This window comes from Pseudomonas sp. (assembly GCF_036387035.1).
Taxonomy (GTDB): Bacteria; Pseudomonadota; Gammaproteobacteria; order Pseudomonadales; family Pseudomonadaceae; genus Aquipseudomonas.
Genome location: NZ_DASVUM010000250.1, coordinates 1 through 11387, shown reverse-complemented (window position 1 = coordinate 11387; position 11387 = coordinate 1). Strand labels below are relative to the sequence as shown.

12 protein-coding genes and 1 pseudogene are annotated in these 11387 nt (G+C 62.4%); 9 read left to right on the top strand and 4 right to left on the bottom strand.

Annotated features, from left to right (window positions below):
• The first annotated feature begins 17 nt into the window (after positions 1-17).
• Both VF672_RS23065 and greB read left to right on the top strand, forming a co-directional pair.
• Positions 18-1030, top strand: a pseudogene (locus VF672_RS23065) (GlxA family transcriptional regulator).
• A gap of 105 nt (positions 1031-1135) precedes the next feature.
• Entirely contained in the window at positions 1136-1618 is a 483-nt protein-coding gene (gene greB / locus VF672_RS23060; protein ID WP_331107274.1) for a transcription elongation factor GreB, read from the top strand.
• A 24-nt stretch (positions 1619-1642) separates the two neighbouring features.
• Here the strand turns inward: greB and VF672_RS23055 are convergent, their stop codons facing one another.
• Together VF672_RS23055 and VF672_RS23050 are read right to left on the bottom strand one after the other, a co-directional pair.
• The gene (locus VF672_RS23055; RefSeq protein WP_331107272.1) at positions 1643-4156 is read right to left on the bottom strand and encodes an ABC transporter permease; all 2514 of its coding nucleotides are present in this window, start codon (positions 4154-4156) and stop codon (positions 1643-1645) included.
• Positions 4156-4839: an ABC transporter ATP-binding protein gene (locus VF672_RS23050; RefSeq protein ID WP_331107270.1), complete on the bottom strand. Its 684-nt coding sequence runs from the start codon at positions 4837-4839 to the stop codon at positions 4156-4158. The genes VF672_RS23055 and VF672_RS23050 overlap by 1 nt, the downstream gene beginning before the upstream one ends.
• 10 nt (positions 4840-4849) lie before the next feature.
• Here VF672_RS23050 and VF672_RS23045 point away from each other — a divergent pair, with 10 nt between their 5' ends.
• From VF672_RS23045 to VF672_RS23030, 4 genes are all read left to right on the top strand, one after another.
• Positions 4850-5455, top strand: coding sequence for an arylesterase (locus VF672_RS23045; protein ID WP_331107268.1), 606 nt, complete (start codon positions 4850-4852; stop codon positions 5453-5455).
• 136 nt (positions 5456-5591) lie between these two features.
• Positions 5592-6050, top strand: a complete 459-nt coding sequence (locus VF672_RS23040) for a DUF393 domain-containing protein (RefSeq protein WP_331107266.1) — start codon at positions 5592-5594, stop codon at positions 6048-6050.
• 71 nt (positions 6051-6121) lie between these two features.
• Positions 6122-6418, top strand: coding sequence for a hypothetical protein (locus VF672_RS23035; RefSeq protein ID WP_331107264.1), 297 nt, complete (start codon positions 6122-6124; stop codon positions 6416-6418).
• Positions 6419-6502: 84 nt separating this feature from the next.
• Complete coding sequence (locus VF672_RS23030; RefSeq protein ID WP_331107262.1) at positions 6503-7471, top strand: L,D-transpeptidase family protein; 969 nt, start codon at positions 6503-6505, stop codon at positions 7469-7471.
• A 176-nt stretch (positions 7472-7647) separates the two neighbouring features.
• Here VF672_RS23030 and oprI read toward each other — a convergent pair whose 3' ends face one another.
• On the bottom strand, positions 7648-7899 hold the full coding sequence (oprI, locus tag VF672_RS23025; RefSeq protein WP_003199355.1) for an outer membrane lipoprotei OprI: 252 nt from the start codon (positions 7897-7899) through the stop codon (positions 7648-7650).
• 615 nt (positions 7900-8514) lie between these two features.
• Between oprI and VF672_RS23020 the strand changes: the two genes are divergently transcribed.
• Positions 8515-8796, top strand: coding sequence for a GNAT family N-acetyltransferase (locus tag VF672_RS23020; protein WP_331107248.1), 282 nt, complete (start codon positions 8515-8517; stop codon positions 8794-8796).
• 66 nt (positions 8797-8862) lie between these two features.
• Here the strand turns inward: VF672_RS23020 and VF672_RS23015 are convergent, their stop codons facing one another.
• Positions 8863-9939 carry a 3-deoxy-7-phosphoheptulonate synthase gene (locus VF672_RS23015; RefSeq protein WP_331107246.1) on the bottom strand — a complete coding sequence of 359 codons (1077 nt, stop codon included), beginning with the start codon at positions 9937-9939 and terminating at the stop codon, positions 8863-8865.
• A 225-nt stretch (positions 9940-10164) separates the two neighbouring features.
• On the opposite strand from VF672_RS23015, the gene VF672_RS23010 reads away from it, so the two are divergent.
• A complete protein-coding gene (locus VF672_RS23010) occupies positions 10165-10542 on the top strand; it encodes a thioredoxin (RefSeq protein ID WP_331107244.1) in 378 nt (125 codons plus the stop codon).
• Positions 10543-10554: 12 nt separating this feature from the next.
• On the top strand, positions 10555-11387 hold an 833-nt coding region (locus VF672_RS23005; RefSeq protein WP_331107242.1), incomplete at its 3' end, for a putative 2-dehydropantoate 2-reductase.

Here is an 11387-nt window from a genome sequence, read left to right as displayed (position 1 = left end):
GCAAAAGCGAGGCAGCAGTGATCGAACGGCGAGAATTCAGCGGGTGCATGAAGGGCAAGAACCTGCGTTACGTGGATGAAGACAAGCGAAGCCCATCGACCCAGACCCGAGCCGGCTTCGTGCTGCTTGAACACTTCTCCTTGCCGGCGTTCACCCAGGCCCTGGACACCCTCGTCACGGCCAACCTTTTGCGGCCCGGACTGTTTGCTGCGCGCACGTTCGGTTTGCAGGACGGCGAAGTGATCAGTGATCTGGCGCTGGTGATTCGGCCCGACGCACAGCTGAACGCGTCTGCGCTGCGCGACGTTGACCTGTTGATCATTTGCGGCGGATACCGCACCGAACTCAAGGCCAACGAGTCACTGACCCACCTGCTCACCACTGCCGCCGAACAGGGCGTTGCCCTCGCCGGGCTGTGGAATGGCGCCTGGTTTCTCGGCGTGGCGGGTCTGCTCGACGGCTACCGTTGCGCGATTCACCCCGAGCACCGTGCTGCGTTGGCGGAGATCTGCAAAGTCAGCAGGTCACCAGCGAAGCGTTCGTCATCGACCGTGACCGTCTCACCGCTTCAAGCCCCGCTGGCGCGTTCCACATGACGATGGAATGGATCAAGCGCCTGCAAGACAAGGCCCTGATCGAAGGCATCGAAGACATCCTGTCTTTTGAGGAGTCGCGCTATTGGCGGATCAAGCCAAGCCGGCACATGACCGTCAGCGCGCCGCTCAAGGAAGTCGTCAAATTGATGGACGCCAACCTTGAGGAGCCCCTTGAGCTTGAGCAACTGGCGGTGTACGCCGGACGCTCGCGCCGGCAGATCGAGCGGCTGTTCAAGGAGCAACTGGGGACCACCCCGCAGCGCTACTATCTGGAACTGCGCCTCACCGAGGCCCGGCGTCTGTTGCAGCACACCGAGCTGTCCCAGGTGGAGGTGCTGGTGGCGTGCGGGTTCGTCTCGCCGAGTCATTTCAGCAAATGCTACAGCGCGTATTTCGGGTATCGCCCCTCGAAAGAAAAGCGTCTGGTCAAATGAGCGCCCACTTGATGTGCGCCTTCGCCAGCCCAACCCTGTAGGCTCCTCCCCGAAAGATACAAACCTGCGTACGCGCCACGCCCCGCCCGCACAGAGACCGCGTAGATGAGCGAAGTCAGCACCAAGATAATCACCGTTGAGGGTCATGCAGCCCTGAAGAAGGAACTCGACTACCTCTGGCGCGAGCACCGGCCCGACATCACGCAAAAAGTGGCGTGGGCCGCTTCACTGGGTGACCGGAGCGAAAATGCCGATTACCAGTACAACAAGAAGCTGCTGCGGGAGATCGACCGGCGTGTGCGCTACCTGCGCAAGCGCCTTGAAGACATGCGCGTGGTCGCCTACTCCCCGGAGCAGGAAGGCCGGGTGTTCTTCGGCGCATGGGTGGAGGTCGAGGACGAGGAGGGCGAAACCAAGCGTTTTCGCATCGTCGGTTATGACGAGATCTACGGACGCATGGATTACATCTCCATTGATTCGCCCATGGCCCGCGCCCTGTTGAAGAAAGAAGTCGGCGATGAGGTCTCGGTGCCGGTTCCTTCCGGCAGCAAGCAATGGTGGATCAGCAAAATCGAGTACCAGAAATAGCCGGCGTTGTGCGCGCTCCAGCGGTCAGCCTTCGCGCAGCACTTGCAGGGGACTGGCGTTCAATGCCCGTCGTGTGCCGAACACACCCGCGCCGCCCACCAGCAATGCGCCGATCAGCGGCAGCACCAGCAGCCAGGCATGAGGTCGCCACTCCAGGTTGAAGGCGTAGCGGTACAAGGCAAAGCTCACCAACTCGCAACCGATCGCCGCCAGCACACCACTGACGGCACCCAGCAAGCCGAATTCGATGCGCCGGGCCTTGGTCAACAACTTACGGTCGGCGCCCAGCGCCCGAAGCAGCGCCCCTTGCCGAATCCGTTCATCCAGCGTCGCCTGCAAGCCGGAGAACAGCACCGCCATCCCCGCCGCCAGCACGAACAGCAGCACGTACTGCACCGCCATCGTCACCTGATCGAGAATGCTGCGCAGCTGCTCGAGCAACGCTTCCACCTGCAGGATGGTCACGGCCGGGAAGGCCCGGGACAGCTCGACGATCTGCTGATCATTGCCAGGTGCCAGATAGAAGCTGGTCAGGTAGGTGGCCGGCACGTCCTTCAGGGTGCCGGGCTGGAAGATCATGAAAAAGTTGGGCTGAAAGGTGTCCCAGTTGATATCGCGCAGGCTGGTCACCTTGACCTCTCGGTTCAGGCCGCCGATCACGAATCCGAGAGTGTCGCCCAGCTTCATGTTCAAGCTGTTGGCCAGTTTGGTTTCCACCGACACGCCCGGAACGGTGTCTGAGGCCGGCGGCTGGTCGCTTGTCCACCACTGGCCGGCGGTGATGCTGTTGCCTTCCGGCAGTGTCGCCGCCCACGTCAGGTTGAGGTCGCGCTGGGTCGCGTTTTCGCCACGCGAGTCCTTGGTGACGAACTTGCTCACCGGCTCGCCGTTGATCGTCATCAAACGCCCCGGAATCATCGGATACAACGGCGCGCTGTGGGTCGACAGGCGGCCCATGCGTTCAGCGAAGTTGTCCTTGTCGTTGGGCAGGATGTTGAGCGCGAAGTAGTTCGGCGCATCCTTGGGTAACTGGTTTTGCCACGTGTCGAGTAACTCGCCACGCAGCAGTGCGATCAGCCCCATGGACAGCAGAATCAGGCCGAATGCCAGTGACTGACCGGCCGCCGCCATGGGATGGCGCAACAGCTGACCCAGACCCAGGCGCCACGGCAACGAGGCCCCGGCCAGCAATCGGCGCAGGCTTTTCAAGGCCAGCAGCAGCACACCGCCCAGCACCAGGGCCGCGATCAGACCGCCGCCGAGCAGGGCGAACGTGAGCACCAGATCAAGGCTCAAACGCCACATGATCAGGCCCAGAGCAAACAGCGCCGCGCCGTAGACCAGCCACGTGCTGGCGGGGATGGGCTGCATGTCACGACGCAACACCCTAAGGGGCGGCACGCGACCCAGGGCGGCCAGCGGCGGCAGCGCGAAGCCGGCGAGGGCCACGAGTCCGGTGCCGATCCCCGCCACGGCGGGCAGCCAGCCGCCCGGCGGCACGGCGGCGGGCAACAGGTTTTCCAGCAAATGAAACAGGCCCAGTTGAGCAAACCAGCCGAGCAGGGCGCCCGTCGCGCTCGCCGCGGCGCCGAGCATGGCCAGCTGCAAGCCAAACAGCGCCAGCGCTTCGTTGCGTGACAGGCCCAGGCAACGCAGCAGCGCGCTGGCATCGAACCGGCGGACCGCAAACCGCGCGGCCGACAACGCCACTGCCACGCCGGCCAGCAGCACGGCGACCAGACTGGCCATGTTCAAATAACGCTCGGCCTTGCCCAGCGCGCCGCCAATTTGCTGATTGCCATCGCGGGCATCGTCGATTTTCTGGTTGGGGGCCAGTCCGGGCTCAACCGTTGTGCGGTAGGCGGCGAGGTCCTGCGGCGTGCCACGCCAGAGATCCCGGTAGCTGACCCGACTGCCGGGCTGCACGACCTTGGTGGCTTCCAGGTCGGCCATGTTGATCATGACCCGGGGCGTCAGGCTGTAGAAGTTGCCGGCGCGATCGGGCTCGTAGGTCAGCACACGGGTCAGCTTCAGATTTTTTGAGCCGACGTCGATGCTGTCCCCGACCTTCAGGTTCAACGCCACCAGAATCCGCGCTTCCGCCCAGGCTTCGCCGGGTTGCGGCTCTCCGCCAGTGGTTTCGGCTTCGTAGGGGGCGGGGGCGCTTTTAAGCTCGCCGCGCAACGGATACGCCGCATCGACGGCCTTGACGCTGGCCAGCTGAATCCCGTTATCGGTGGCGACCACGCTGGAGAAAATCACAATCTGCGAGTGATCCAGCTTCAGCGCCTTGCCAGCGTCGATCTGCGCAGGCGTTGCCGGTGCGGAGCCCCCGAGAATCAGGTCGGCGCCGAGAAACTCCGTCGCTCGCAGCAGCATGGCGCTGTTGAGGCGCGCACCGAAATAACCGATGGCAGTGCTCGCGGCGACCGCCACCACCAGCGCGAAAAACAGCACGCGCAGCTCGCCGGCGCGGGCATCGCGCATGAGTTGGCGGGTCGCGAGGGTGAGCAGACGTGAAAAAGGCAGGCGTGCCATCAAGGCTCCATAGGGGCGACCTGTCGGCCACCCTCGAGACGAATCAGTCGCCGGCACCGGTGGGCCAGACGCTCATCGTGGGTGACCAGCACCAGGGTGGTGTTGCGTTCCTGGTTCAGCTCGAACAGCAGGTCGCTGATGCGCTCGCCCGTGTGGCTGTCCAGGTTGCCGGTGGGTTCATCGGCGAACAGCACGTCCGGGTCGGCGGCGAAAGCACGCGCGATGGCCACCCGTTGTTGCTCGCCGCCGGACAGCTGGCGCGGCGTATGGGTCAGGCGCTGGCCCAGACCGACGCGCTCAAGCAGATGGCGGGCCTGATCGCGGGCGTCTTTGCGGCCTTCGAGTTCCATCGGCAGCATCACGTTTTCGAGCGCGTTCAGGCTGTCCAGCAACTGGAAGGACTGGAACACGAAGCCCACGTGTTCGGCGCGAACGCGGGCGCGCTGGTCTTCGTCCAGCTCGCTGAGGTTGCGGCCTGAAAGGATGACGGAACCGGCGCTGGGCAGGTCGAGGCCGGCCAGCAGACCGAGGAGGGTGGATTTGCCCGAGCCCGACGCACCAACGATGGCCAGCGTGTCGCCCTTGTTTAGTTCCAGGGAGAGTTCGTGCAGGATGGTCAAGTCACCTTCGGTGCTTGGGACCACTTTGCTGAGGTTCCGAGCACTGAGAATACTTTCGCTCATGGAGAATCCGATGCGTGCGTGGTTTTTAAGTGCTGGCCTGGGTTTGCTGCTGGTGTCTCAGGGCGCGATGGCAGGCACGGTGCTGATCGTTGGGGATAGTATCAGCGCGGCTTTCGGCCTGGATACCCGGGTGGGGTGGGTCAGTCTGCTGGAACAGCGTCTGGCGAAGGAAGGCTTCAAGGAAAAAGTGGTCAACGCGTCGGTCAGCGGCGACACCAGTGCGGGCGGCCAGGCGCGGCTGCCGTCGCTGCTTGCGGAGCATAAACCGGACTTGGTGATCCTTGAACTGGGCGGTAATGACGGCCTGCGCGGCCAGCCCCCTGCGCAATTGCAACAAAACCTTACCGACATGGTTCAGCAATCCAGGGCGGCGGGCGCGAAGGTGCTGTTGCTGGGCATGAAGATCCCGCCCAACTACGGTGAACGCTACACCACGGCGTTCGCGGCGGTGTACCCCAAAGTCGCCGAGGCCACCGATGTCGCGCTGGTGCCGTTCATGCTGGAGGGTGTCGGTGGCCGGCCTGACATGACGCAGAACGACGGCATCCACCCCAACACCCAGGCCCAGCCTTATCTGCTGGATAACGTGTGGCCGGTGTTAAAGCCCCTGCTGTAATTGCCGCAGGCATGAAGCCGCCCCCGGGGGCGGCCGCGGTTACCATAGAAATGCTGGGATGCGCTGCGACAAGACGTCCGTTGTCAGCGTGGGGGTTTGCGCCTATGGTGGGCCGAACCTATACAGGAACCAAAAAATGTACAAGAAAGAGCCGTGGCCGCTCACCCTTTACTTTGATGGTGACTGCCCGCTGTGTGCGCGGGAGATCAAGCTGCTGCGTGCACACGCAACATCGCACGCAGCCGCCCATGCCACGGCGGCCAAGCTGCAACTTGTCGACATAAGCGACGAAGCGTTTGATGCGCAGGCTCTGGGCTTTACCCGAGAGCAGATGGCGTTCGTGCTGCACGCCAGATTCGACGATGGCACCTGGGTGACGGGCCTGGACGCGACGCTATGGAGTTGGCGCGCGGCCGGGCTTGGCCGATGGGCCGCACCGCTGTCGTGGAGGCCGCTGAGACCCTTGTTGACCTTGGGTTATCGGCTGTTCTGCCGCTGGCGTCCCCATCTGGCGTGGCTGCCTCACCCGGAGGGGAGTCGTCGGTGCCGCGACGGCAGCTGCACGGTTTCCAGACCTTCGGATCAAAACCGCTGATTTAAAGGCCTGCAGGCCTTTTCCGGACGGGGGCTTTCGGCTAATGTGGCGCCCCCGATCTGGAGCCCCCGATGCCGCGCCGTCCTGCCTGGTCCCTTTTTGCTTATCAATTGATCGAGCCTGACGAACAGCTCGACCTGTTCGCGTGCCAGGAAATCCTCGTGCATCTGGTCGCCCGCCAGCTTGAACTGGCCGGCTCCGCGGACCGTACGCTGTGCGGCACTTTGCTGCCCGCGCAACCGCGCTGGTCGGAGGTGCAGCAGACGGTCTACCAGGACGAACGCCTGTGTCCGCTGTGCCGGGCGATCATCGACGCGCAACGGCGCGGCTGGCATCCGATCTGGCCGGAACTGGAAGCCGGCGTTTAAGGGCCTGCGAGCACTCCCGAAGGCGCAGGGGTGCGTGTACAATCGCGCACTATCAAGCCGCCCCGTTTACCAAGGATTCTCCGGATGTTGTCGCGCATTCCAGCTTTCGCCCGCTGTCTGTCGCTCGCTGCGCTGTGCGCGGCCGGCCCTGTCTCCGCCCTGGAGTTTCCGTTGCCGCCGCCCGGTGAGGACATCATCGGCCAGGTGCAGACCGTCACCGCCAAGTATGAAGACACCTTCGCCGACCTGGCCACCCGCTACGACCTGGGCTACCTGGAGATGATCGCCGCCAACCCCGGCGTTGACGCCTGGCTGCCGGGTGCAGGCACCCAGATCGTACTGCCGACGCGTTTCATTCTGCCGCCGGGTCCGCGCGAAGGCATCGTCATCAACCTCGCCGAGTACCGGTTGTACTACTACCCCAAAGGCCGGAACGTGGTGTACACCTTCCCGCTGGGTATCGGTCGTGAAGGCTGGGGTTCGCCGATTTCCACCACCAAGGTCACTGCCAAAACGCCCAATCCGACCTGGACGCCGCCTGCGTCGGTCAAGGCCGAGCACGCGGCCGACGGCGACATCCTGCCCAACGTGGTGCCGGCAGGCCCCGACAACCCCCTCGGCCCGTTCAAATTCGGCCTTGGCCTGCCGGGCTACCTGATCCACGGTTCGAACAAAAAGTTCGGCATCGGCATGCGCACCAGCCACGGCTGCTTCCGCATGTACAACAATAACGTGCTGGAAATGGCAGACATGGTGCCAGTAGGCACGACCGTGCGCATCATGAGCGAGCCGTACAAATTCGGCGTCAGCGGCGGCAAGGTCTATCTCGAAGCGCACACGCCGCTTGACGAAAGCGGCAACCCGTCGGTGGTCGACAAGCACACGGCGGTGATCAACGCGCTGCTCAAGCGTGAAGACCTGGCCAACAGCCTGCGCATCAATTGGGATGAGGTACGTGACGTAGTGGCTGCCGAAGACGGCATGCCGGTCGAGATCGCCGTCCCGACCACGCCGGCGCCCGTGGTGGGCGGCGCGCCGATGACGCTGCAGTAACGCCCGCGCTGCAACCAAGGCGGTGCCGACGCCCGCCCGTTCTGTGCTCGTTGCACGGGGCGGGCGGGTTTTTTATGGCCTGGACAAAGCCGGCGCGCTGTAAGGGTCGGCAAATTCCAGTCAATAAAAAAGCCGACCCGTTAGCGGGTCGGCTTATCAATAATCCCGAGGGATTATTACTTACGGCTAGCCTTGTCCAACATGCGCAGTGCGCGCTCGTTGGCTTCGTCAGCAGTTTGCTGAGCTTTTTGAGCTGCAGCCAGAGCTTCATCAGCCTTGCGATAGGCTTCATCGGCACGGGCTTGCGAACGAGCGGCTGCGTCTTCAGTTGCAGTCAGACGAGCTTCGGTTTCTTTGGATGCGCTGCTGCAACCGGTAGCCAGAACTGCGGCCAGGGCCAGAGCAGAGAATTTCAGAACGTTGTTCATCGTGTTCCCCTTAAAGGACTTCTATCAAATTAGTCATCTCTCGAGAGTGAGAAAATGACCGGCGTACATCTTACTCATTGTTTGTAGTAAGTAAACGGACCTAGCGCAAGAACTGGATAAAATTCTTGAGATTGAACGTGTTCCGTGAAACTCCTCATGCTTTTTCTGCGCGCAGAACAAGCGTCAGGCGAAGGCGTCTGCAAATGAACCGGTCAAGCCACTTCGCTCTGTCGGTAACCTTTTTTATATAGTCCATTATCGTGGCACGCGCATCCCTGGCGACGGCGTGAGGGCTAGGGAGCGACTTAACCCGGGCGCCGCGTTTTAATGGACATTCGCGGGCGGCGACAGGTTCCACGGATGACGCTGTCGGATGTGCGGCAGCCTCATTAACAGTTGATTCACTTGAGCGCACTTGCCAAGGACGCCTACTATTTGGCTGTGCTCAAATTGTTTGAGAACAGCGATGCTCTTCGCGGTGTCCAAACGGCACAGGGTGGCGTAGTCAGGCTCTATTAAAGAGGGCAATCGTTTTCATACTGCCTGTAGAGGTTCCTTCGCCGGGAAAATGTCGATAAGGTAAGGGTCCAAATCCAAGACCCGCGAGGAGTAGCGATGAGCGAGGCGTTGTCCATCCACCATGACGAGACCGGTCACCAGTTCGAAGTCAATATCGACGGTCACCGTGCCTACCTGACGTACATGGACCTGGGGAAGCAGACCCTGGATATTTACCGTACGTTTGTGCCCAACGCCTTGCGCGGACGGGGGATAGCGGCAGCGTTGACCAAAGTGGCCCTCGATTACGCCGACCGGATCGGCTACACCGTGATTCCGTCGTGCTCCTATGTGGAGCGCTACATGGAGCGCAACCAGCGGCAGGCCGCCAAAATCTGAACGAACCGCGCTTCACACAAGAAAACGCCGAGCATGTGCTCGGCGTTGTCGTTTCTGCGGGGCAGGTCAGTGGCGGTTGCGCTTGGGCAATACGTCCTTGAGCTTGGCGTGCATGCCGCGCAGGGTTTTTTCGGTGCTTTCCCAATCGATGCAGGCATCGGTGATGGAGACGCCATATTGCAGGTCGGCGAGGTCTTTGGGAATGGCCTGGCAACCCCAGTTCAGATGGCTCTCGACCATCAGGCCGATGATCGATTCGTTGCCTTCCAGGATCTGGTTGGCGACGTTCTCCATGACCAGCGGTTGCAGTGCCGGGTCCTTGTTGGAGTTGGCGTGGCTGCAGTCGACCATGATGTTCGGCTTGATCTTCGCCTTGTTCAGGGCCTGCTCGCACAGCGCGACGCTGACCGAATCATAGTTGGGCTTGCCGTTGCCGCCGCGCAGTACCACGTGGCCATAGGCATTGCCTTTGGTGGTGACGATGGAGACGCCACCTTCCTGGTTGATGCCCAGGAAGCGGTGCGGGCTGGACACCGACTGCAAGGCGTTGATCGCAACGGTCAGGCCGCCGTCGGTGCCATTTTTGAAACCGACTGCCGACGACAGGCCCGAGGCCATCTCCCGGTGAGTCTGGGACTCAGTGGTGCGCGCACCGATGGCCGACCAGCTGATCAGGTCTTGCAAATACTGAGGGGAAATCGGGTCCAGCGCTTCGGTCGCGGTCGGCAGGCCTTTTTCGGCCAGATCGCGCAGCAGTTGACGACCGATGTGCAAGCCGTCCTGAATCTTGAAGGAGTCGTCCAGGTACGGATCGTTGATCAGGCCCTTCCAGCCGACGGTGGTGCGAGGCTTCTCGAAATAGACGCGCATGACCAGATACAGGGTATCGGAGAGCTCGGCGGCCAGTGCTTTGAGGCGGTCGGCGTATTCGTGGGCGGCCTTGAGGTCATGGATCGAGCAGGGCCCGATCACGATGAACAGGCGGTGATCCTTGCCATCGAGTATGTTGCGGATGACTTCGCGGCCCTGGCTGACCGTGGCCTGGGCGGCGGCGGTCAGCGGGATTTCGCGTTTCAGCTGATCCGGGGTGATCAGTGTCTCGTTGGAGGCAACGTTGAGGTCGTCAATCGGTAAATCAGCCATCGTGTTACTCATCAGGTCACGGATGCTGGCCGCCAGCGTCCCCGTGCGGCGGAGCCGAGCATGATTGAGCGCAACGGGGGAGCCGAACCTTAGCGCGTTAGCCGGTAGTTCGACAATGGGTAAACGTGGCTTTCGTCCCACAGTTGCGGCATTGTCTGGCCTGTTTCGAGCGGCGCGACCGCACGATGGAGAATCCCGACGAAAGCCGGTCACACGAAAGACGGCATGCGCATTCAATCGCTCGATCACCATTCAGAGGAGAAGCCGGTGGACCAATTGCAACTGACGGACTTCGACCTCGACCAGCAACTTCTCACCTTGCCGGGCGTCTCACTGCTGATTTTCACCAGCCTTGGCTGCTCCAGCTGCCGCTGGGCCCGGCACCATTTGCCCGAGCAAACGTTGCCCCTTGATCGCCTTTGCTGGATCGATGCCGAAGAAAACGGCGGCGCGGTAGAGCGCTACGGCGTCTTTCATTTGCCTGCCATGTTCGTGGTTCGCGACGGCGCCTTCTATGGCCCCCTGCGCACGAAAATGTCCGCCGACGCCATCGTCACCGGGCTGGAACACGCGCTGGCGACGCCGCCAGACGAATTACCCTGAAGAGGACGATTAATGAGCGAAAGCGCAGTTAAACCCCGGATCGGGATCATCGGCACCGGTGCGATCGGTGGCTTCTACGGCGTGATGCTGGCGCGTGCCGGCTTTGACGTGCATTTTCTGCTGCGCAGTGAGTTCGATGCCGTTGCCCGAAACGGGCTGCGCGTGGACAGCCACGTGCACGGCCAACTGACGCTGAACAATGTGCAGGCCTACGCATCTGCCGCTGACATGCCGCCCTGCGACTGGCTGTTGATCGGCGCCAAGACCACCGGCAATGGTGGTGTCGCATCGGCCATCACTCAGGCGGCGTCGCCCGACGCCAGGGTCTTGCTGCTGCAGAATGGCCTGGGTGTCGAGGAAGAACTGCGCGGCGCGCTGCCGGATTCCCTTCACCTGCTGGGCGGTCTGTGTTTCGTCTGCGTCCATCGCACCGGGCCGGGGCAGATCACCCATCAGGCCTTTGGCGCGGTCAACATCGGCTACCACAGCGGGCCGGCTGACCTGGCAGCCCGCGCGCAGTGGGTAGAGGAGGGGGCATCACTGTTTCACCAGGCCGGCATCGAATCCGTGGCGATGAACAACCTCGACCAGGCGCGCTGGCAGAAACTGGTATGGAACGTGCCCTACAACGGGCTTTCTGTGCTGCTCAATGCCAGCACCACGGCGCTGATGGCGGACGCCGACAGCCGCGCGCTGATTCACGGGCTGATGGCCGACGTGGTGCAGGGCGCTGAAGCCTGTGGGCACGTGCTGCCGGAAGGCTATGCCGAGCACTTGCTCAAGGTCACCGGCCACATGCCGGATTACCGGCCGAGCATGTACCACGATTTCACCGAAAAACGCCC